The sequence below is a fragment of the Amycolatopsis albispora genome, from assembly GCF_003312875.1.
Taxonomy (GTDB): domain Bacteria; phylum Actinomycetota; class Actinomycetes; order Mycobacteriales; family Pseudonocardiaceae; genus Amycolatopsis; species Amycolatopsis albispora.
Window position 1 is genome coordinate 863970 of the sequence record NZ_CP015163.1, and the last position, 21485, is coordinate 885454.

Annotated in this window: 21 protein-coding genes; 11 read left to right on the top strand and 10 right to left on the bottom strand. The window is 71.1% G+C overall.

All coding sequences use genetic code 11. The features are described 5' to 3' along the window. Positions 1–400: 400 nt before the first annotated feature. Complete coding sequence (locus A4R43_RS04250; RefSeq protein WP_113691085.1) at positions 401–949, bottom strand: YceI family protein; 549 nt, start codon at positions 947–949, stop codon at positions 401–403. A gap of 88 nt (positions 950–1037) precedes the next feature. Between A4R43_RS04250 and A4R43_RS04255 the strand changes: the two genes are divergently transcribed. From A4R43_RS04255 to A4R43_RS04275, 5 genes are read left to right on the top strand one after another with little or no spacing between them, the layout of a single operon-like run. Beyond that, entirely contained in the window at positions 1038–1613 is a 576-nt protein-coding gene (locus tag A4R43_RS04255; RefSeq protein ID WP_113691086.1) for a MarR family winged helix-turn-helix transcriptional regulator, read from the top strand. 47 nt (positions 1614–1660) lie between these two features. Then, positions 1661–2329: a phosphatidylinositol phosphate synthase gene (gene pgsA / locus A4R43_RS04260; RefSeq protein ID WP_113691087.1), complete on the top strand. Its 669-nt coding sequence runs from the start codon at positions 1661–1663 to the stop codon at positions 2327–2329. A gap of 56 nt (positions 2330–2385) precedes the next feature. Next, a complete protein-coding gene (locus tag A4R43_RS04265) occupies positions 2386–3243 on the top strand; it encodes a phosphatidylinositol mannoside acyltransferase (protein WP_236809427.1) in 858 nt (285 codons plus the stop codon). After that, a complete protein-coding gene (locus tag A4R43_RS04270) occupies positions 3240–4382 on the top strand; it encodes a glycosyltransferase family 4 protein (protein WP_113691089.1) in 1143 nt (380 codons plus the stop codon). The genes A4R43_RS04265 and A4R43_RS04270 overlap by 4 nt, the downstream gene beginning before the upstream one ends. Beyond that, positions 4379–4888 (top strand): NUDIX hydrolase, encoded by a 510-nt coding sequence (locus A4R43_RS04275; RefSeq protein WP_113691090.1) that lies wholly within the window; start codon positions 4379–4381, stop codon positions 4886–4888. The genes A4R43_RS04270 and A4R43_RS04275 overlap by 4 nt, the downstream gene beginning before the upstream one ends. Here A4R43_RS04275 and A4R43_RS04280 read toward each other — a convergent pair. Then, complete coding sequence (locus A4R43_RS04280) at positions 4885–6996, bottom strand: elongation factor G-like protein EF-G2 (RefSeq protein ID WP_113691091.1); 2112 nt, start codon at positions 6994–6996, stop codon at positions 4885–4887. The genes A4R43_RS04275 and A4R43_RS04280 overlap by 4 nt on opposite strands. 319 nt (positions 6997–7315) lie before the next feature. Here A4R43_RS04280 and pdxS point away from each other — a divergent pair, with 319 nt between their 5' ends. Next, on the top strand, positions 7316–8164 hold the full coding sequence (pdxS, locus tag A4R43_RS04285; RefSeq protein ID WP_236809430.1) for a pyridoxal 5'-phosphate synthase lyase subunit PdxS: 849 nt from the start codon (positions 7316–7318) through the stop codon (positions 8162–8164). Between the two features lie 35 nt (positions 8165–8199). On the opposite strand, the gene A4R43_RS04290 is transcribed toward pdxS, so the two are convergent. Next, a complete protein-coding gene (locus A4R43_RS04290; RefSeq protein ID WP_113691093.1) occupies positions 8200–8913 on the bottom strand; it encodes a type VII secretion-associated protein in 714 nt (237 codons plus the stop codon). Next, a complete protein-coding gene (locus A4R43_RS04295; protein WP_162788311.1) occupies positions 8910–9422 on the bottom strand; it encodes an RNA polymerase sigma factor in 513 nt (170 codons plus the stop codon). Before A4R43_RS04295 ends, A4R43_RS04290 begins: the two co-directional genes overlap by 4 nt. 405 nt (positions 9423–9827) lie before the next feature. Here A4R43_RS04295 and A4R43_RS42560 point away from each other — a divergent pair, with 405 nt between their 5' ends. After that, positions 9828–10148, top strand: coding sequence for a hypothetical protein (locus A4R43_RS42560; RefSeq protein WP_162788312.1), 321 nt, complete (start codon positions 9828–9830; stop codon positions 10146–10148). A 102-nt stretch (positions 10149–10250) separates the two neighbouring features. Here the strand turns inward: A4R43_RS42560 and A4R43_RS04300 are convergent, their stop codons facing one another. Genes A4R43_RS04300 through A4R43_RS04310 form a run of 3 tightly spaced genes read right to left on the bottom strand, consistent with a single transcriptional unit; the run spans position 10251 to position 11353 of the window. Next, positions 10251–10643 carry a hypothetical protein gene (locus A4R43_RS04300; RefSeq protein WP_113691095.1) on the bottom strand — a complete coding sequence of 131 codons (393 nt, stop codon included), beginning with the start codon at positions 10641–10643 and terminating at the stop codon, positions 10251–10253. A gap of 20 nt (positions 10644–10663) precedes the next feature. Further along, entirely contained in the window at positions 10664–11026 is a 363-nt protein-coding gene (locus A4R43_RS04305; protein ID WP_113691096.1) for a hypothetical protein, read from the bottom strand. 45 nt (positions 11027–11071) lie between these two features. After that, positions 11072–11353: a hypothetical protein gene (locus tag A4R43_RS04310; RefSeq protein WP_113691097.1), complete on the bottom strand. Its 282-nt coding sequence runs from the start codon at positions 11351–11353 to the stop codon at positions 11072–11074. A 110-nt stretch (positions 11354–11463) separates the two neighbouring features. On the opposite strand from A4R43_RS04310, the gene A4R43_RS04315 reads away from it, so the two are divergent. Together A4R43_RS04315 and A4R43_RS43800 are read left to right on the top strand one after the other, a co-directional pair. Then, complete coding sequence (locus A4R43_RS04315) at positions 11464–13806, top strand: ATP-binding protein (protein WP_113691098.1); 2343 nt, start codon at positions 11464–11466, stop codon at positions 13804–13806. Between the two features lie 96 nt (positions 13807–13902). Next, on the top strand, positions 13903–14730 hold the full coding sequence (locus tag A4R43_RS43800; protein WP_113691099.1) for a CPBP family intramembrane glutamic endopeptidase: 828 nt from the start codon (positions 13903–13905) through the stop codon (positions 14728–14730). On the opposite strand, the gene A4R43_RS04325 is transcribed toward A4R43_RS43800, so the two are convergent. From A4R43_RS04325 to A4R43_RS04335, 3 genes are all read right to left on the bottom strand, one after another. After that, a complete protein-coding gene (locus A4R43_RS04325) occupies positions 14720–15382 on the bottom strand; it encodes a response regulator (RefSeq protein WP_113691100.1) in 663 nt (220 codons plus the stop codon). The two genes, A4R43_RS43800 and A4R43_RS04325, sit on opposite strands and share 11 nt — an antisense overlap. Then, entirely contained in the window at positions 15379–16500 is a 1122-nt protein-coding gene (locus A4R43_RS04330) for a sensor histidine kinase (protein WP_113697338.1), read from the bottom strand. The genes A4R43_RS04325 and A4R43_RS04330 overlap by 4 nt, the downstream gene beginning before the upstream one ends. Before the next feature lie 73 nt (positions 16501–16573). Continuing rightward, positions 16574–20344, bottom strand: coding sequence for an nSTAND1 domain-containing NTPase (locus A4R43_RS04335; RefSeq protein WP_162788313.1), 3771 nt, complete (start codon positions 20342–20344; stop codon positions 16574–16576). A gap of 204 nt (positions 20345–20548) precedes the next feature. On the opposite strand from A4R43_RS04335, the gene A4R43_RS04340 reads away from it, so the two are divergent. Both A4R43_RS04340 and A4R43_RS04345 read left to right on the top strand, forming a co-directional pair. After that, positions 20549–20914 carry a hypothetical protein gene (locus A4R43_RS04340; RefSeq protein ID WP_113691102.1) on the top strand — a complete coding sequence of 122 codons (366 nt, stop codon included), beginning with the start codon at positions 20549–20551 and terminating at the stop codon, positions 20912–20914. 35 nt (positions 20915–20949) lie between these two features. Beyond that, positions 20950–21360, top strand: coding sequence for a hypothetical protein (locus tag A4R43_RS04345; RefSeq protein WP_113691103.1), 411 nt, complete (start codon positions 20950–20952; stop codon positions 21358–21360). The last annotated feature ends 125 nt before the right edge of the window (positions 21361–21485 follow it).

Genomic DNA, 21485 nt, shown 5'->3' on the forward strand with positions numbered 1-21485 from the left:
GGTTCGCGCGAGTGTGCCGAGTTGCCAGGCGTGCCGGGCAGTGATTTGCCGGGTCTGCCGGGCCACCGCCGCGGCGCCGGGTTGGACACGAATGTGGCTTTCGGGGCCGAATCCGCCCCGAAAGCCACATTCGTGTCCAACCTGCCCACCCGCGGCGGCTCACGTTCCGAACGCTCCCCGCCGCGACCATTCCGCCCGGCGGCTGCCGCCGGTCCGCCCAAATGCGGCTCCCGAAGGCGGCCCGGCCGAACGCGGCTCCCGAAGGCGGCCCGCTCGAACGCGGGCAGTGCCAACGCGGGCCCCAGCGCGGCCGCGCCCCCTACACGGGCCGCCGCGTGTGAAGGTGGCTGGGCCTACTAGGCCGAGCCACCTTCACACGTCGTGGCGCCGTGCACCGGGGTCAGGACTGCAGGGCGGCTTCGATCTCCAGGGTGATCTTCACCTTCTCGCCCAGGAAGGCGTTGCCTTCCGGGCCGATGCCGAAGTCGCGGCGGGCGATGGTGGCCTCGGCGGAGACGCCGATGGTGGTGGCGTTGTTGTTCGCCGGGTTCGGGCCGATGCCGTTGAACTCGGCCTTCAGCGTCACCGGCACGGTCGCGCCGCGCCAGGTCAGTTCGCCGTCGATCAGGAACTCATCGTCGTCCTGACGGATCCCGGTGGACTGGAACTTGATCGTCGGGTGGTTGGCGGCGTCGAAGTACTCCTCGGTCTTGAGGTGCTCGTCCCGCGCGCCGACGCCGGTGCTGATCGAGGCGACCTCGATCTCGGCGGTCACCGTGGAGTCGAGGATGTTCTCCCCGGTCACGATCTGGCCACCGAACTGCTGGAAGGTGCCCCGCGACTTGGCCAGGCCGAGGTGCTTGACGCTGTAGCTCACCTCGGAGTGCGCCGGGTCGATGTTCCAGGTCCCGGCCACGTAGCCGGGGATCTCGGTGGTGGGTGCGCTCATGGAAACTCCTCTGAAGCAGTGGTAGTTGAACCCTCAACCACACCGTAGCGAATTATGGTTGAGCGTTCAACCAGGTATCATGGGCGGTATGACCGAACCGAGGTGGCTCACCGATGAGGAGCAGCGGGTCTGGCGCTCGTTCTCGGCCGCCGTCTCGATGCTGCGGGGGCACGTGGAAACCCAGCTCCAGCAGGAAAGCGGCATGCCCCACACCTACTACGAGGTGCTCGTCGCGCTGTCCGAAGCGCCCGACCGCACCCTGCGCATGAGTGAGCTAGCTGACGTTTCGCGATCCTCGCGCAGCCGCCTCTCCCACGCCGTCTCCCGGCTGGAGGCCAACGGCTGGGTGCGGCGCTACTCGTGCGCCACGGACAAGCGAGGCGCGTGGGCCGCGCTCACGCCCGCCGGGTTCGCGGCGCTGGAGGCCGCCGCGCCGGGGCACGTCGAGGCGGTGCGCGAGAGCCTGTTCGACCCGCTCACGCCGGAGCAGGTGCGCGCGCTCGGCGAGATCAGCGACGCGATCGTCAGCAAGCTGGCCGCGCCGTGCGCGGCGGCGAAGGCGCGGGAACTGGCCGAGGATCCGTGCGCGGCCGAACCGTGTGACGAGGCACAGCCGGTGCTTTCCGGCGAGCCGAAGGCCAGGGCCTCAGGTACCTCTGGATAGGCTGCGGGGGACCCACACCCCTCCAGCTAGGTCCGGCCACCACACTCATGCTCAACATCTTCGCGCGTGCCTCGGTTTCCCGCGTCACCGATCCCATCGGCGCGGTGCTGGTCCGCGCCGGGCTGACCCCGAACGTGATGACCGTGGCGGGCACGCTGGGCGCGATGGTCTGCGCGCTGGTCTTCTTCCCGAACGGCTGGCTGCTCACCGGCACGTTCACCGTGTGGGGCTTCGCCATGCTCGACCTGCTCGACGGCGCGATGGCCAGGGCACGCGGCCACGGCACCCCGTTCGGCGCGGTGCTGGACGCCACCTGCGACCGGCTGGTCGACGGCGCGTTGTTCGCCGCCATCGCCTGGTGGTGCTTCACCATCGCGGACAACCACCGCGCCGCCGCGGCCGCGCTGATCTGCCTGGTGCTGGCGCAGGTCATCTCGTACGTGAAGGCCCGCGCCGACGCCTCGGGCCTGGAAGCCGACGGCGGCCTGGTCGAACGCGCCGAACGCCTGATCATCGCGCTGGTCGGCACCGGGCTGATGGGCCTGGGCGTGCCGCACGCGGTCGAGGTGTCGCTGTGGCTGCTGGCCGTGCTCTCGCTGATCACGCTGCTGCAGCGGCTCGGCGCGGTGGCGAAGGCGGCCAGGGCAAAGGCAGCCGAAGCGGCCCAGGCGGCCAAACCGGCCGACGTGGCCAAACCGGCCGAGGAGGACGCGTGAGCCTCGCCGGCCGGATCACGGACATCGCCTACGCGTCGGGCTGGCGCCTGGCGCGCATGCTGTCCGAACCGGCCGCGAACGCGATCTTCTCCCTCGGCGCCGACCTGGCCACCTGGCGCGGCGGCCCGCGCGTGCAGCAGCTGCGCCGCAACCTGGCCAGGGTGGTGCCTCAGGCCGACGCCACCGAGCTGGACGAGCTGACCAAGCGCGCGATGCGGTCGTACGCGCGCTACTGGCAGGAGAGCTTCCGCCTGCCGTCGATGGACCACGAGCAGGTCAGGGCCAAGGTGGCCGCGGCGATCACCGGCGTGGAGAACCTCGACGCCGCGCTCGCCGAGGGCAACGGCGTGGTGTTCGCCCTGCCGCACACCGGGAACTGGGACGCCGCCGGGGTCTGGCTCGCCGGGTACCTCGGCGGGTTCACCACGGTGGTCGAACGGCTCGAACCGGAGTCGGTGTTCCGCCGGTTCGTCGCCTTCCGCGAAGCGCTCGGCTTCGAGGTGGTGCCGCTGACCGGCGACAGCGCCGCCTTCCGCGTGCTGCTCAAGCGGTTGCGGGAGAACAAGGCCATCTGCCTGGTCGGCGACCGCGACCTGACCGGCTCCGGCATCGACGTCACCTTCTTCGGCGAGCACACCCGGATGCCGGGCGGCCCCGCGCGGCTCGCCGCGACCACCGGTGCCGCGCTGATCCCGGTCGGCTGCTGGTTCACCGAGGGCGGCTGGCAGATCCGGATGCACCCGCGGATCCGGGTCACCGCGCGCGCCGAGGTGCCCGCCGCCACGCAAGCGCTGGCCGACATCTTCGCCGGGGACATCGCCGCGCACCCGACCGACTGGCACATGCTGCAACCGTTCTGGACCGCCGACTTCCCCGGCGGCCAGCCGGAAGAGGTCGAGGCGGGCCAGGCATGAGGGTCGGCGTCGTCTGCCCGTATTCGTTCGACGTGCCCGGCGGGGTCCAGGGCCACGTGGTCGACCTGGCCGAGGCGCTGCTCGAACGCGGGCACGAGGTCTCGGTGCTCGCGCCCGCCGACGAGGACGCGGACCTGCCCGCCTTCGTGCACCCGGCGGGCAAGGCGCTCGGCATCCCGTACAACGGCTCGGTGGCGCGCCTGCAGTTCGGCCCGGTGTCCTACGCGCGGGTCCGGCGCTGGTTGCGCGACAACGACTTCGACGTGCTGCACCTGCACGAGCCCGCGGTGCCGAGCCTGTCGCTGCTGGCGCTGAAGATCGCCGACGGGCCGATCGTGGCGACCTTCCACACGGCCACCCCGCGTTCACGCACGCTCTCGGCGTTCCAGCCGGTGCTGCGGCCGCTGCTGGAGAAGATCACCGCGCGCATCGCGGTCTCGGCGCTGGCGCGCCGCGTGCAGGTCGAGCACTCCGGCGGGGACGCGGTGGAGATCCCGAACGGGGTGGACGCCGCCTTCTTCGCCGACGCGCGCCCGCTGGACGGGTATCCGCGCAGCGGGGGCACGGTCGGTTTTGTCGGCCGGTACGGCGAACCACGCAAGGGCATGAGCGTGCTGCTGGAGGCGTTGCGCGCACTGCTGCCCGAGTTCCCCGAGCTGCGGGTGCTGGTGGCGGGCCGTGGTGACGAGCGGTCGCTGCTGCGGGAGGCCGGTCCGGAGCTGGCGCCGCACCTGGAACTGCTCGGCCAGGTCGACGACAGCACCAAGGCACGCGCGTTGCGCAGCGTGGACGTGTACTGCGCGCCGAACATCGGCGGCGAGAGCTTCGGCATGATCCTGACCGAGGCGATGGCGGCCGGGACCTGCGTGCTCGCCAGTGACCTCGACTCGTTCCGGCGGGTGCTCGACGACGGCCGCGCCGGGGCGCTCGCCACCACCGGCGACCCGGCGGCGTGGACGGCGGCGCTGCGTGAACTGCTCGGCGACCCGGCCCGGCGTGCGTCGCTGGCCGCGGCGGCGGGGGAGCGCGTGGTGATCTACGACTGGTCCGTGGTCACCACCCAGGTGCTGCGGGTCTACGAGGCGGCGATCGCGGCGGACCCACGCCGCGTCAGCCCGGACGAGGAGCCGGCGTCGTGACCACGCTGATCGTGCTGCTCTCGGTGGTGGCGGTGGTCATCGTGCTGGGCGGGCTGTTCCTGGTCGCCACGGCCAACCGGCTGGACCGCCTGCACGTGCGCACCGACGCTGGCTGGGCCGCGCTCGACGCGGCGCTGGCGCGGCGGGCGGTGGTGGCGCGGGCGGTGGCCGCGGCCGGTGACCAGTCCGGTGAGCACGCCGAACGCCTGCGCGCGGCAGCCGAACGCGCCGAAGCCGCGCCGCGGTCCGAGCGCGAGGCCGAGGAGAACGAGCTCACCCGCCTGCTGTCCGAAGTGGACCGTTCGGTGCTGCCGCCTGGCCTGGCCGAGGAACTCGACGACGCCGGGCACCGCGTGGTGATCGCGCGCCGCGTGCACAACGACGCCGTGCGCGACACGCTCGCGCTCCGGCGGCGGCGCAAGGTCCGGTACTTCAAGCTCGCCGGGACCGCACCGCAGCCGGAGTACTTCGAGATCGCCGAACCCGACCTCGGCGGCCAGCGCTAGCCGCTCTTCACCGCTCCTTCCGGCATCGGGTCGAACCGCGCGTGCCGCCGGGTGAACGTCGCCGTGCCCGAGGTCAGCGCCCGCAGGTCGATCGCGTAGCGCAGCAGCTCGGTCGCGGGCACTTCGGCGCGGATGACCGTGCGCCCGCCCTCGCCCGCTTCGGTGCCGAGCACCCGGCCGCGCCGGGACGACAGGTCGCCGAGCACCGTGCCGAGGTGCTCGTCGGGCAGGTGCACCGCCACTTCGTCGACCGGCTCGAGCAGCGCCATCCGCGCCTTCGACGCCGCGTCCTTGAGCGCCAGCGCCCCGGCGGTCTGGAAGGCGGCGTCGGAGGAGTCCACGCTGTGCGCCTTGCCGTCGACCAGGGTGACCTTGATGTCGACCACCGGATGGCCGTCGACCAGGCCGCGGGCGAGCTGCGCGCGCACGCCCTTCTCCACGCTCGGGATGAACTGGTGCGGGACCGCGCCGCCGACCACCCGGTCGACGAACTGGAACCCGCCGCCGCGGGGCAGCGGCTCGACCTCGATGTCGCACACGGCGTACTGACCGTGCCCGCCGGACTGCTTGACGTGCCTGCCGTGCCCGGACGCCTTGCTCGCGAAGGTCTCCCGCAGGCTGATCCGCACCGGCTCGGTTTCGATCTCGGCACCGCCGGAGCGCAGCCGCGAGAGCACCACGTCGGCGTGTGCCTCGCCCATGCACCACAGCACCAGCTGCGCGGTCTCGGCGTTGCGCTCCAGCCGCAACGTCGGGTCCCCGGCGACCAGGCGGGACAGGTTGCGCGCCAGCGTGTCCTCGTCGCTGCGCTTCTTCGCCACCACCGCGACCGGGAGCAGCGGTTCCGGCATCGGCCACGGTTTCATCAGCAGCGGGTCGTCCGGGTACGACACGGTGTCGCCGGTCTCCGCCGAGCCGACCTTGGTCAGCGCGCAGAGGTCACCGGCCACGCAGTACGGCACCTCCCGCAGGTTCGAGCCCAGCGGGGAGTACAGGTGGGCGACCCGCTCGTCGGCGTCGTGGTCCTCGTGCCCGCGTTCGGCGAGCCCGTGACCGGAGACGTGCACCGGCCGCTCCGGGCGCAGCGTGCCGGAGAAAACGCGGACCAGGGAAACCCGGCCCACGTAGGAGTCCACCGCGGTGCGCACCACCTCGGCGGCGAGCGGGCCCGCCGGGTCGGCGCTGAGCCGGGGGCGGGGAATGCCCTCAGGTGAGGTGACCTCGGGCAGCGGGTGCTCCAGCGGTGACGGGAAGGCGCGGGCCATGCCGTCGAGCAGTTCGCCGAGCCCGAGCCCGGTCTGGGCGCACACCGGGATGACCGGGTGGAAGGTGCCCTTGGCGACGGCGGCCTCCAGGTCGGCGATCAGCGTGCTCTCGGCGATCTCCTCACCGGCGAGGTACCGGTCCATCAGGCCCTCGTCCTCGCTCTCGGCGATGATGCCCTCGATCAGCTCGTTGCGGGCGTCGGTGAGGCGGTCGAGGTCGGCCGGGTCCGGTTCGCCGATCTTGGCGGGGAAACCGCCGGAGTAGTCGAAGTACCGCTGCGTGATCAGTCCGATCAGGCCGTCGCCCGCGGGCAGGTACAACGGCAGCACGCCGTTGCCGAAGGCGGCCTGGCAGGCGGCGATCTCGGCGTCGGCGTCGGCGCGCTGGTGGTCCAGCCTGGCGATCACCACCGCGCGCGGCATGCCGACCGCGGCGCACTCCTCCCAGACCGCGACCGTCGCGGCGTCCACGCCCTCGGCGGCGCAGACCACGAACAGCGCGGCGTCCGCGGCACGCAGCCCCGCGCGCAGCTCGCCGACGAAGTCCGCGTACCCGGGCGTGTCGATCAGGTTGATCTTGATCCCGTCGTGCAGCAGCGGAGCCACCGACAGCCCGACCGAGCGCTGCTGCCGCACCGCGGCGGGATCGTGGTCGCACACCGTGGTGCCGTCGACCACCGAACCGGCTCGCGAGACCGTGCCGGAGGCGGCCAGCAGCGCCTCGGTCAGCGTGGTCTTGCCGGAGCCCGACGGCCCGACGAGCACCACGTTGCGCACTTTGGCCGGGTCGTCCACAGCGACCGCGGCCCCGGCTTCGCCGTTCTTCGAATGCTTTTCGGCCATGGGTGGCCTCCTTGCGTCGGCTTCGGCTCGAGTGTGTGGCCTCGATCACACACCCGGACGGACAGTGACCACAACCCGCAACCGCAACAAGCACCCGGGTGGCTTGGCCGTCGGGGAGTGGACTGCTCGTTCACCAGGCCATTCGCCGCAAGTGGACTGCTGAGATAGCCGCGCACTGGCCTGGGTGGAGGGGCCACGTCGGTCGTATCTTCGAACTCGGTACACCTCGTTAGCTCCCTCGAAAGGCCCAGTCGTGTCTGACGTCCAGTCCACCAGCCCCGCCCAGCCCGAGACCGGCACCGCGCGCGTCAAGCGCGGCATGGCCGAGATGCTCAAGGGTGGCGTGATCATGGATGTGGTCACCGCCGAGCAGGCCAAGATCGCCGAGGACGCCGGCGCGGTCGCGGTGATGGCGCTCGAGCGCGTTCCCGCCGACATCCGCGCGCAGGGCGGCGTGGCCAGGATGAGCGACCCCGACCTGATCGACGGCATCATCGAGGCGGTGTCCATCCCGGTGATGGCCAAGGCCAGGATCGGGCACTTCGTCGAGGCGCAGGTGCTGCAGTCGCTCGGCGTCGACTACATCGACGAGTCCGAGGTGCTCACGCCCGCCGACTACGCCAACCACATCGACAAGTGGGCGTTCACCGTGCCGTTCGTCTGCGGGGCGACGAACCTCGGCGAGGCGCTGCGCCGGATCAACGAGGGCGCGGCGATGATCCGCTCCAAGGGCGAGGCCGGCACCGGCGACGTGTCCAACGCGACCACGCACATGCGCAAGATCCGCGCGGAGCTGCGGCGGCTGTCGTCGCTGCCGGAGGACGAGCTGTTCGTCGCTGCCAAGGAACTGCAGGCCCCGTACGAGCTGGTCAAGGAGGTCGCGGCGAAGGGCAAGCTGCCGGTGGTGCTGTTCACCGCGGGCGGCATCGCCACCCCGGCCGACGCGGCGATGATGATGCAGCTCGGCGCCGAGGGCGTTTTTGTCGGCTCGGGCATCTTCAAGTCCGGCAACCCGGCCCGCCGTGCCGAGGCGATCGTGAAGGCCACCACCTTCCACGACGACCCGGACGTACTGGCGAAGGTCTCCCGCGGCCTCGGCGAAGCAATGGTCGGCATCAACGTCGACGATGTGCCGGAACCGCACCGCCTGGCCGAGCGCGGCTGGTAAGCCTGCTTCGGTACGGCCTCCTGGTCCGGTAGCGGCTACCGAGGCTGGTCGGAGTCGATGCTCAGGCTCGCCACGATGTTCTCGCAGGCGGCTCGTGCCTGTCCGGCGGAACCCGATGCGACGTATTGACAGCCGACGAACACCTGCACGGTGCCCTTCGCCATGACGTACCAGTCCACATACACGCCAGGGTGCTGTTCGTTGTAGTGGATGACCGTCTTGCCGCCGAAGCTGGCGTTGGCGTCGAAGTTGCGGTAGCCGGAGCTGCCTTCGCGGCTGGCGAGCCACTCCACCCAGCGCTGACGCTCGGCCGAAGCGTCGAAGGGGATTCGGGCCTGTTCGATCGTCACGAAGCTTCGGGCTGCGCCGTCGCCGGGCGGCCGCAGTTCGACCCGTGGCGCCGTCGAGTTCTCGGCAGCGGTCGCGACCCAGCCCGCCGGCGTCGTGTAGGTGAACGCCGCCTGCTCGGGGTTGGCCGCTCCCGCCGAGGGCGGCTCCGGTTCAGGACGGGGGAGCCACGCCCACGTGAAAGCCATCATGGCCCCGGCGACCGCCGCGGTCGTCGCGATCACCACGCGCTGGCGCCGGCGTGTGTGGCGCCGGTGGCGTGCTTGGGCCCGAGGTAGCAAGTCGACCGGTGGGATGACAGAGTCCGCGGCCGCGTGGAGTTCATCGCGTAGGCGCCGCAGGTCGTCACTGCCGGGTTCGTCTCCCGCGGGCTCGTCGTCGGCGTTGAACGTCACGGTCATCGGGCACCGCCGTCCGCGCCGAGAGCCGGACTGGCCAGCGCTTCCCGGAGTTTCGCCAGGGCTCGCGTCCTGTTTCGTTGCGCCGTTCCCTTGTGTACTCCCAGCAGTTGGGCAGCCTCGTCGATGGAATGGCCGTCAAGGTCCACCAGAAGTACGACCACGGCTTCCTTCCCCGTCAGTGACTGGAGAACGTGCGAGACGGCCTCCCACGATTCGAAAGCCGCCAGGCCTCCATCATCCGACGATTCCTCGATCCGGTCGAGTGCGGTCGCTCGACGTGCGGACCGCCATTGGCCCCGGGCGAGGTTCATGGCGGTGGCCAGCGCGTACCCGTATGGGTTGGGGTGTTCCACGAACCGTCTGCGACGGCTCGCACGCGCCTTGAGCCGCACGTACACCTCCTGCACGAGGTCGTCGGCAAGGTGGCGACCCCCCACCAGGAGCGAAACCCGTGAGTACAGCCGGTGCAGTACTTCCAGGAAGATCCGGTCGAACTCAGCGTCGTCCACCACCGCTCTCCCCCCTCGAGCGCCGACAACTCAACACCGCGCAGCTTCCCCGCTCATGACGATAGTGACCCGGCGAACTGTCCGATTGCTCCACCCGAGTGACGTTGAGGATTCTTTCCGTGATGACTCATACGAAGACCAGGCGCCAGACATATACCTCGCGAGTCATCCATCAGACAGTCGCGCAAGGACGGGATGCCATCGACCGACAGGCGCAAGCAGGCCCGCCGGCGCCTGGAATGCCGGTTGATTTCACTGCTTTTTCGACCAAGGGGGAACTATGCGCAAGGTTGCCATGTTGCCGGTGGGCTGGGCCGGCTTTCCTTTCGACAGGAGCTGGCTATCGGCAAGTTCGCGCTGTAGTTTCTGGGCTCGGACAAGACCGATACGAATAGGATTGATTCGATGAAAATGGCATTGCTTGGCTCCGCCGTTGCCCTGATCGCCTCCGTGGCCGTCGCTTCTCCGGCGGCCGCCAGTGAGGCGGAGAACATTGTCACACCGCACGCAACCTGCAACTACGTGGTGAATTCGCACACGATGAACGCCCACGCCGACAAGGATCGATCGTCCCCGATCAAGGGGACCTATAATCATGGCCACATCTTCTACGGTCTCACCTGTGCAAATCAAACCGGTGGCAAATACTCCACGTGTGGTCCTTCGGACCTGTGGAAAGCGTCGCGATATGGCTGGCTCCCGACCAAATGCCTGACGCGGGTCTGACCGGTGGCCAGGTGCTCGACCGCGGCTGATGGCTGGCTGCTCGCGTGATTCCGGACGCACCCGGTGCCTCCCGAGCGGAGGCACCGGGTGCGTCGTGGGGAGTCACTGCACGTTCGCGCAGTGCTGGTGCAGCAGTGGGCCACCCGGGTTGTCGAGGGAGATCGTGAGGCAACCGCGGGCCACCGGCTGCCAGACCCCGCCCCAGGGGGTGTTGGCCCATATCCAGTGCCACTGGCCGTCGGCGTGGATCAGGGTGCGGCCGCCCATCGTGATGAGCAGGTTCCCCGCCGAGTCGTAGAAGGCGGTGGTGGCTGCCACGTACCGCCGTTCGTGGCAGTAGGTGTGGAAGCCGCCTTCCGAACCCCAGTGGGTGACCTTGAGGTACGGGTTCGCGATCGCGCAGGCCGCGGCCGGGGTGGCCGCGGCCTGGGCGGGCACCACGCCGATGCCGAGGCAACCCGCGGTCAGCACGAGTGCGGCCAGGATCTTGCGCATGGTTCGCTCCCTTCCGCCGCTCAGCAGACGTCCAGCCACCAGATCGGACCGGTGAGCCCGGTGATGTCACCGTTGCGGAGCCAGCCCCAGCTGTTCAGCGACGGCACCCACGCGTAGGTCTGCCACCCCCAGATCCCGTCGTGCTGGCACTGCGCGTAGATCACCTCCTCGGCGGTCGAGCCGATCGACGTGGGACCGCCGTACTGGCTGAACACGATGTTCTGGCGGCCGACCGCGATATAACCCGGCTGCGGAGCCGCCCGCACCGCCGTTTCCGCGGCGGTCGCCGGTTCGGCCGAGGCGCCGGTGGCGCCCAGCGCGCCGGCGAACGCGATGCCGCCGGCCAGCGCGGCGGTGACGAGGTACTTCCGGAAAACGTGCATTGTCCCTCCCGTTTTTGCGCACGTCCTTGTTTGGGCACAAAAGTCCTACGAGCCGACGTAAAGGGCGTACCAGCGGCCGGAGATCGGGTCGTAGTATTCCTGGCAGTAGTAATAGGTGCCGCTGCCGTGGGTGATGTGCCACAGTCCTGCTGAATGGCAGACGGCCAGGTCCCTGGTGCTGCCCAGGTAGGCCACCGCGGCTTCGGCGACCTGCTGCTGAGTGGCAGCCGGTTCGGCGGCCGCGGACACGGCGGCGCCGGAGGTGCCGATCAGCGCGAGGCCCGCGGTGAAGGCGACGAAGGCAAGCCGGTTCTTGAGATTTCTCATGCGTCCCCCATTTTGTTCCGGTTTCATGGCAGGAATTTTCCCCGGAAGGCGGGCGACGGCCACCCACAGTGAGTCCCACACTTCGGCAAAGTGTGGGGTTATCATGAAGCGTGGAGGTTCCGCGGGAATCGTTCGGCGCCCTGCTGCGGAGGCAGCGGGAGCGCGCGTTCCTGACCCAGGAGCAACTGGCCCAGCGGGCCGGTGTGAGCGCCAAGGCGATCAGCGCGCTGGAACGTGAGGAGCGCAGACATCCTTACCCGCACACGGTTCTTGCCCTGGCGAAGGCGCTCGGACTGAGCGACGGCGAACGCGCGGAGCTGGAAGCACGCGTCCCGCGCCGGGTCCGGAGAAGCGCGAAATCCAGTGGCCAAGAGCGTGGTGCGCACGCACCAGGGAAAGCGGTGCGGATCGTGCCGGGGCAGTTGCCATCACCCGTTCGTGATTTCACTGGGCGGACAGCGGAACTGTCCGCACTCGACGCCGTATTCGACTCAATGGGCAAATCCGCTTCGGCAACGGGGCCGGCCGGGCGGGCGGTGGTCATTTCGGCGATCAGCGGCACGGCCGGCGTCGGCAAAACCACGTTGGCCGTGATGTGGGCGCACCACGTGCGCGCCCGGTTTCCCGACGGGCAGTTGTACGTCAACCTGCGTGGCTACGATCCCGGCCCGCCGGCGACGCCCGGTGAAGTGCTGGACGGTTTCCTTCGCGCGCTGGACGTGCCTGCCGCGAAGATTCCGCCGTCCCTCGACGACCGGGCGGCCCTGTTCCGTTCCGTGGTGACCGGCAGGCGCCTGCTGATCGTGCTGGACAATGCCAGCAGCGTCGACCAGGTACGGCCGTTGCTGCCCGGTTCGTCGTCCTGCATGGTGGTGATCACCAGCCGCGACAAGCTCACCGGTCTCGCGGTGAGCGTGGGAATGCACCGGATATCGATCGACCGGCTGCCGGAAAAGGACGCCGTGGCCTTGTTGCGCACCATTGTCGGCCCGGATCGGGCGGACGCGGAACCGGCGGCGGTGGCGCACCTGGCCCGGTTGTGTGATCGGCTGCCGCTGGCGATCCAGATCGCCGCCCAGCGCGCGGTCGCCCGTCCCCACCTCGCGCTCGCCGAGCTGGCGGCCGAACTGGTCGACGCCGACCGGCGACTCGAAGTGTTCAGCCTCGGCGCCGACCAGTTCACCGCGATCCGCCCGGTGCTTTCCTGGTCCTATCGGAACCTTCCGGATGCCCAGGCGCGGTTGCTCCGGTTGCTGGGCCTGCACCCCGGCCCCCACATCAGCACCGACGCCGCCGCGGCCATGGCCGGGCTCGCACCCGCCGTGGCACGGCGACTTCTCGACGGCCTGGTGGAGGCGCACCTGATCGAGTCCGCGGAGGTGGACCGCGTCCAGCTGCACGACCTCCTCCGGGCCTACGCCCGCGAGTGCGCCGAGGTCACGGACACCGTCGCCCAGCGGCACGAAGCGCTGCACCGCCTGGCCGGGTGGTACCTCCATGCCGCCGCGGCCGCGGACCGGCAACTGCATCCCGGCCGTCAGCGTGGCGTGGTGGACGCGACGCCCGTCCCCGACCATCCCGCCGTTTTCGCCGACTTCGACGCGGCGCTGGAGTGGTGCGAAACCGAGCGGGCCAACCTGGTGGCGGTCGCCAGGGTCGCGGCGGAAACCGGGCTGGGGGCCGCGGCCTGGCAGCTCGCGAACAACCTGTGGAGCTTCTTCTACCTGCGCAAGTACTGGACCGACTGGGTCGCGGTGCACGAGACCGGCCTCGCGGCCGCCCGCGAACTGCGAGACCCGAAGGGGCAGGCCCGCATGCTCAACGGACTCGCGACCGCCTACGTGGGCATGCGCCGGTTCGACGAGAGCCTCGGCCACTTCCGGACGGCCCGCGAACTCTTCCGGGTCGCCGGCGACCGGTGGGGCGAGGGCATGGTGCTGGCGAACCTCGCCGACACCTACCTCGGTCTGTGCCAGTACACCGAGGCCGCCGACTATGCCCGGCAGGCGGTGGAAGTCATCCGGGAAACCGGAAACCAGTACAGCGAAGGAATCGCCATGGGCAATCTCGGCGAGGCCTATCTCGGCCTTGGTGCCCATGCCGACGCTCTCCGCCAGTTCCGCCGGGTGCTGGAGCTCTGCCGCGTCATCAACCACCGGCACGGCGAAGCCGTCACGCTGATCCACCTCGGCGAGTCCCACCTGGGCCTCGGCGAGTACGAGCAGGCCCTCGACCGGCTTTCCGAAGGCCTGGAGCTGGCCCGCAAGCTCCGCGACCGGCACAGCGAGGCGCTCGCGCTCAGCACTCGTGGCTTCGTCCACCACCAGATCGGCAGGCCCGACGCCGGTCGCCGGAACTGGCAGGCGGCCCTCGACATCTACGAAGACCTGGGCGATCCCCGGGCCGAAGCGCTTCGCGACCAACTTCAGCGGCCGCGAGCGTGTCCCTCTTGAGAGCTACCGCGGATGTCCGTCGCGGAGTGATGTGGCGCGTCGCGGTTCGTTCCTAATCTCGCCGTACCGCAAGGCAAAGGGCGAGAGGAACTCCTGATGACCATCCCCACCGAGAGCACTGAACCGAAAACACCGCTGCGGCGGTTCCGCGTGCCGGTGCTGCTCGTCGGTACCGCCGCGCTGATGATCGGCGCCCGCGGGCTGGACACGCTCGTTTCGGGCGTGCCGGTGCTGCGCCTGCTCGTCGGGCTCGCCGCCGCCGTCGGGGCGATCGCCGGCTACACCTGGCTTTCGCGACGCGTCGAGAATCGGACGGAGGTCGCCGAACTGGCCGCCGCCGGACGGTGGCGGGGGCTCGGGCGCGGCGCGCTCATCGGCGCCGGGGCCTTCCTCGCGACGATGCTGCTCGTGTTCCTCTTCACCGACGGCGACGTCACCAGCGGCTCGTTCTGGGCGTGCCTGGGCGTGGCGGGCTCGATGGCTTCGGTGGCCGTCACCGAGGAACTGCTCTTCCGCGGCGTGGTGCACCGCATCCTGGAGGAACGGACCGGCAGCATCATCGCGATCGCGGTCTCGTCGCTGATCTTCGGGCTGACGCACCTGCTCAACGGCAACGCCACGCTCTGGGGCACGCTGGCCATCGCGGTCGAAGGCGGCGCGCTGCTGGCCATCGCCTACACCGCGACGCGGTCGCTGTGGCTGCCGATCGGCCTGCACTTCGCCTGGAACTTCACCGAGTCCGGCATGTTCGGCACCGCGGTGTCCGGTGCGGCCAGCGAACCCGGCCTGCTGCGCACCGTCCTTTCCGGACCGGACGTGCTGACCGGCGGCACCTTCGGGCCGGAAGCGAGCCTCTTCGCCTTGCTGTGCTGCCTGGTCCCGGCCGTGTGGCTGCTCCGCCGGGCGAAGCTGATCAAACGGTGACCAGCCCGGACCGGTACGCCAGCACCACGGCCTGTACCCGGTCACGCAGGTCCAGCTTGGTCAGGATCCGCGAAACGTAGGTCTTCACCGTCTCCACGCTGAGCACCAGTTCGGCCGCGATCTCCGCGTTCGACAGGCCGGCGGCGATCAGCCGAAGCACCTCCAGTTCCCGTGGCGCGAGTCCCTCCAGCGGGGCGGGAGTCCCGGCCGGGCGGATCCGGTCGGCGTAGCGGCCGATCAGGGTCCGGGTCACCGCGGGGGCGAGGAGCGAGTCGCCGCGGGCGACCGTGCGCACGCCCTCGATCAGTTCGGTCAGCGGCGCGTCCTTGAGCAGGAAACCGCTCGCACCGGCTCGCAACGCGTCGTAGACGTACTGGTCGACGTTGAAGGTCGTGACCACAAGGACCTTCGCCGGGTTCAGCGCTTCGGGGCCGGCGATCCGGCGAGTCGCCTCGATCCCGTTCAGCAGCGGCATTTCGATGTCCATCACGACAACGTCGGGCCGCAGCCGTTCGACCTGGGCGAGCGCCTCCTGGCCGTTGGCGGCCTCGCCGGCCACCTCGAGATCCGGCTGGGCGCCGAGCACGGTCGCGTAACCCGCGCGGATGAGCTCCTGGTCCTCGCAGATGAGGACCCGGATCGGGTCGGTCATGCGGCGCTCCTCGCGGGAATCGTGGCGCTGACCCGGAAACCGTCCGTCGAGGGGCCCGCGGCGAACCGGCCGCCGAGCGCCCGCACCCGGTCGCTCAGACCACGCAGCCCGCGGCCGCCGGAACCGAGCGCGCCGGGGTCGGTGGCCGTGCCTTCGGTGGTCACCTCGATCTCGAGGAAGTCCGGGCCATAGGAGACACGCACCGCCGTGGGGGAACCGGCGGCGTGCTTGGCGGCGTTGGTCAGCGCTTCCTGCACGATCCGGTAGGCGGTCAGCTCCGTTTCCGCCGGCAGCTCCGGACGTTCACCCTCTTCGACCAGTTCGACGACCCGGCCGGGCTGGGCCACGAGGTCGGGCAGGGCGGCCAGGCCCGGCGTGCGCGCGCCGGTCGCCTCGAGAACGCCCAGCAGGAACCGGAGTTCGGTGAGCGCGTTCCGGCCAGAGCCGGTGATCGCGGTAAGCGCTTCCGGGACACGCTCGGGTGCCAGGTACCGGGCGGCATCGGCCTGGACCACCATGGCCGTCACGTGGTGGGTCACCACGTCGTGCAGTTCGCGGGCGATCCGCGCGCGCTCCCCGGCCACCGCGGCCTCGGCGACGAGCCGCCGCCGCTCGGCCTCCTGGTGACGGCGTTGCCGCACCATCGTGCCCAGCAGCCAGAACACGGCCAGCACTCCGAAGTAGACGACGTAGTCACGCAAACCGGCGGGGGAGCCGCGGAGCACCAGCAAGACCGCGAACACCACGTACCCGGCCGAGGCGACCGCCGCCAGCACCCGGCGGAACCGCTCCTGGTGCGCCCCGGCCGAATACAGCGCGAAGTACAGGGCGAGGCTGCCGACGGTCGTGGGGTACGCCAGTACCTCGTGCGCGGCGAAGCAGATCCCGATCACCGCGAGCGCCGCGGCGGGCCAGCGGGTGCGCACCGCCAGCGGCAGCGTCTGCCCGGCGACCAGCAGCACCGCGAGCACGTCACCCTCGCGCCGGGGCAGGTCGCCGAACTGGGCCCCGAGCACGGCGAGCCCCGGCACGAACGCCGCGACCGTGAGCACCACGGCGAGCCACCGATCCCGACCCTCGGCGCCGACCGCGGCCCAGCGGGTCTTCGGGTTTGACATGGGCGCGAGCCTAGCGACCGCGCGTGCCCACTCGATCAGCTCGGCCACCGCCGGTCACGTGGTTGCCGAGCACCTACTGAACGCACGGTGGCGCGTAGGCCGTGCCGGGCAGGAACTGCGCCCATTCGGCGGGCGTGATCCCGGCCCCGGTGGCCGCGCAAAGCCAGCGGACGCCTGCTTCCGGGTCGCTGCGCCACAGGCGGACGGAGCCGTCCCGGTTGCCGCCGGCGAGCAACGTGCCGTCGTGGTTGTGGGCCACCGAGATCGCCGCGTCGGCCGACGCGGCGACGGTGCCCGTGTGCGCGGGTTCGGCCGGATCGGTGAGGTCCCACAACCACACCGTGCCGTCGATCCCCGCGGCCGCGAGCTCGTCGCGTCCGGGGTGGAAGCTCAGCTGGTGCAGGTCGGCGACCGGCCCGTCGAGCGACTCGCCGAGCGGCTTCGGCTCGCCGCTGACGTCCCACAGGTGGACGTTGTCGTCCGTGGCGGCCCCGACGGCCAGCAGCGCGCCGTCGCGGCTGAACGCGGCCGACGTCGCGGCGTCCCCGGTGGGCAGGGTCGCGACCAGGCGCGGGCCGGTGCCGTCGGTGACGTTGTAGAGGTAGGCGTTGCCGTCGTCGCTGCTCGTCACGAGCAGCCTGCCGTCCGGGCTGAACCGGGCCTCGTTGAGCGCGCTGCCGGACTCCCGCATCGTCGCCGTGCGGACCGGGCGGGCAGGGGTGCTGAGGTCGAGCAACGTGGCGGTGCCGTCCTTCGACGCCACGACGAGCCCGCGGCCGGTGGACCGGAACTCCAGCCAGGCCACGGTCGAATCGGCGACAGCCGTGCCCGCGAGCTGCCTCGGGCTGGCGGGATCGCTGATGTCCCAAAGGTGGATGCCACCGGTCCCGGTGCCCGCCGCGAGCAGTGTGTCGTCCGGGCTGATCGCGAGGGGACCGCTGAGCTTCCCCAAGCCGCCAGCGGGAGAGAGGGGAGTGCCGAGGCGTTCGGGGCGCTCGGGTACCGAGGCGTCGTAGAGGTGGATCCGGTTGTCCTGGCCGCCCGGGCCGACCGCGAGCGTGTTCCCCGTGCTGGTGAAGTCCACCGCGAACACCGTGTCACCGAGGTCGTCGATGACGGGCCCCGGAATCTTCCACGTACGGGTGATGCCGTCCTCGGCGAGGGTCACGGCCGTGTGCTGGTCCACGTAGATCGCGGTGGTGAGCACGCCGGGATGCGGCAGGGTGCGGTGGACCTCGCGGGTCTCGACGTCCCATTCCCAGAGCTTGCGGTCCGAACTGGCGCCGATGATCCGGTCACCCGCCGGGCTGAAGTCGATGAAGGTCACCCAGCTGGCCGGTCCGGTGAGCGCGCCGAGCGGTTTCGCGTGGACGGGATCACTGACGTCCCACAGGTGCACGGCCCGGTCGGTGCTGGTGCCGGCGGCGAGGACGCGGCTGTCCGGGGAGATCGCCACGGAGAACACCTGACCGGCCGGGCCGCGCAGGGCCGGGAGCGGTCGCGGTCCGGCCGGGTCGGTGAGGGCGTAGCGGTGCACGGCGCGGTCCCGGCTGCCCGCGGCCAGCATCCGCCCGTCCGGGGCGAACGCGACACTGGTGACGGCTTCGCCGGGACCGTCGAGCACGGTGTGCCCGGCGGGATCGGCGAGGTCCCACAGGTGGACCTTGGCGTCGGCGCCGCCCGCGGCCACGGTCCGGCCGTCCGGGGAGATCGCCACCGACGCCACGTTCCCGCGCGGACCGGCCATGGTCGCCAGCTCGGCGGGGGCGGCGAGATCGCTGATGTCCCACACCCGGACGGTGCCGTTCTCCCCGACCGCGGCCAGCAGGCGGCTGTCGGAGCTGATCGTGATGGCCGCGGGGCGGCTGCCCACGGACAGCGGCGGGCCCGCCGCCACGGGCTGCCCGGCCCGCCACAGCGCGATCGTGGCGTCGTCCGCGCCGGTGGCCAGCACCGACGGCGTGGCCGCCACCACGTGGGTGGAATCGCCGGCGCCGAAGTGCCGGGCGGGGAGGGGGCGCGCCGCCGAGTCCAGCACCGCCGAGCGCGCCTCGGCGGTGGGCGCGCCGCGGTAGGCGATGACGGCGAGTTGCGCGGCCAGCGCCGGGTCGGATTCGCGCAGCCGCTCCGCCTTGACCGCGAGGTCGCGGGACAGCGCGAGTTGCCCGTTCCGCTCGGCCGCGTCCTGCGTGCGCCAGGCGTAGAACAATGCGCTCGCCGCGAGCACGGCCAGCACCACGGCGGCGCTGGTGAGCTGGTACCGGCGCCGGACACGGCGGCGCGCGGCCGCGTCGGCGGCGTCACGCCTGCGGGCACCGGCGTCGAGGAACTCCCGTTCGAGCGGGTTGAGTTCGTCCCGGTGTTCCTCGGCCCAGGTGTGCGCGGCGGCGAGGGTGCCGCCTTGGTAAAGGTCGTCGTCGGTGCGCCCGTGGTCCCGCCAGGCGCGGGCGGCCAGCGTCAGCCGCCGGTGTACTTGGCGGCCCGCGCGGTCGTCGTCGAGCCAGCCGCGTAGCCGCGGCCAGGCCTGAAGCAGCGCCTCGTGACTGATCTGCACCGAAGTGTCGTCGGCGGTCAGCAGCCGGTGCGCGATGAAGGTGTCCAGGATGTCGTCGATCCGCTCGGCCTCGGCGTCGGGACGGTCACCGGCCAGTTCGTCACGATCGACGCGGCGGCGGGTGTCGGCCGCGGTCTCACCGGCGTGCACCAGCCGCAGGAACAGCTGCCGGACCGCCCGCTGCGCATCCGGGCCCAGGCTGGCGTAGGCGGCTTCGGCGGTGTCGGCGATGGCGTGCCGGATACCGCCCACCGAGCGGTAGTCGTCGATGCCGAGCGTCCGCCCGCCACGCGCCGTGGCGGCGTCGAAGGTGGCCCGCAGGGTGTGCGAAAGCAGTGGCAGCGCGCCCTGTTCGTGCGCGGCGCCCGCCTCACCGGGCACGCCAGGGGTCACCTCGCGGATGAGCAGTTCGACCAGCCCGCCGTCGACCTCCATCCCGGCGCCGCGCGAGGGCTCGACGATCGCCGCTCGCAGTTCGGGTTCGGTCATCGGGCCGACCACGACCTGACCGCGCTGCAACGCCGCCGCCAGTTCCGGACTCCGCAACGCGTGCCCGTAGAAGTCGGCGCGCAGCCCCAGCACCACGGGAGCGACTTCGGCCACCGACCACACGGCGGCGAGGAAGGCGCACCGGTCGGCGTCGTCGATCCCGGCCGCGAAGATCTCCTCCAGCTGGTCCACCACGAGCAGACAGCGGTCTCCGGTCCTGGCGGCTCCGGCGAGTTCCGCCGGTGATGACTGCCCCGGGGTGACCACGGTCGGCAGCCGTCCGGCCTCGATCTGCCCCGGCAGCAACCCCGCCCGCAGCAGCGAAGACTTCCCGGCGCCGGACGGTCCCACCACGACGACCGGCTCCCCGGTACGCGCGGCGACCTCGCCGGCGAGGCGTTCGGTCAGCGCCGCCCGGCCGAAGAAGCGCGCGGCGTCCGCGGTGTCGAACGAACGCAACCCCGGATACGGGTTGTCCGCCTTCCGGCCGCCGTTTCGCGCCCGGTGGCGGAGCCGCTCCACGGTCGCCCACCACTGCTCGTCGTCGGTCACCCCGAGTTCACGCAGGAGCAGCCGGAACTCCCGGCCCACGCCCTGCTGCGGCAGGTGCCTGCCCTTGAAGTAGCCGTTGAGCGTGCTCCGGCTCAGCCCGTGCGCCCCGGACTCGGCCGTCGCGCTCGCCAGCTGGCTCAGCGAGCGGCCCGACCGCTCCTTCAGCCGCGTCAGCACCTCGCCGAAAGCGGCGATCGAGCCGACCTCGGCCAGATCGATGTTGTGGTCGCCCACCAGCGCGCCGGACATGACCCCACGGTCCAGCACCCACCTGCGCGACGTCCTCGGAACCGGTGGCGATGACCGGATCGGGGGACGACGCCGCCTGTACGAGTTCGTGCGGGTCCGTACGGACCGTGTACGGACCCGTTACTCACCGTTGCCTGCTGTTCCGGCTGCTGCCAATGCTGTGAGCACGGCCCGAACGGGGCCCGCGAGAGGAGGGACAGGAGCGTGAAGGCACAAATCGGCTCACTGGCGGGAGCGGCGATCGTCCTGGCGGCGTGCGGAACCTTCGGCACGGCCTCGGCGGGTACCGTGCCCGTGGTCTGCGGTCCGGTCGAAGTCGGCGAAGGCCGGGTCCACACGTTGATCGCCATGCCGTCGCCGAGCGGGGTGGTGGCCTGCTCGCGGGCCTACCGCGTGATGGCCGAGTACGCCGCCGTCCCGCCCGGTGAGCGAACCGGGCCGGTCGGGCTCAGCGACCTGTGGACCTGCGTCGCCGACCCCGGCGGCAACCCGGTCGTGCGGTGTGTGCGGGGCGCCGCCGGTGTCGATCACGGCCAGTGGTTCGAAACCCGGCCGCCCGACGTGCCCTGACGAGTTTTCCGGGAAATCCGACGAAGGAGAGAGCAATGGCAAGCACGAAGTGGAACAGGGTCGTGGCCACCGTCGCCGCGACGAGCGCCGTGATGGGCCTCGGCCTGCTGGCGCCGGGAGTGGCGTCCGCGGCGAGCTTCAAGGTCGACGGGCACGCGACCACCGGGATCAAGCACGCCAACGTGAACATCACGCAGGTGCGGACGGGGGACATCGCGATCAACTACACGAACGGTATCGGCTGGGGCGGGAACCAGGTGCTGTTCCTGCGGCTGGTGCATTGCAACAGCAAGAAACCCTTCGCCGACACGCGGGTCATCCAGGGCCACGGCACCTACAACCTCGGCCGGTCGGTGAAGAAGAACACGTGCTTCGACATCGAATACCGCGCCGAAAAGGACCCGGCGCCCAACCCGTACTGGGCAGGCACGGTGTCGATTCCGTAGCGAGGCGCCGCACTCGGTCCCGGCGGGTCAAGCGGGACCGAGTGCGGTGTCCAGGGCCGGGAACCGGCCGTTCGTGGCAGGTTTCGCGCTAGCGTGGCAAGCCGGAAGATCATCGGGACTGAAGG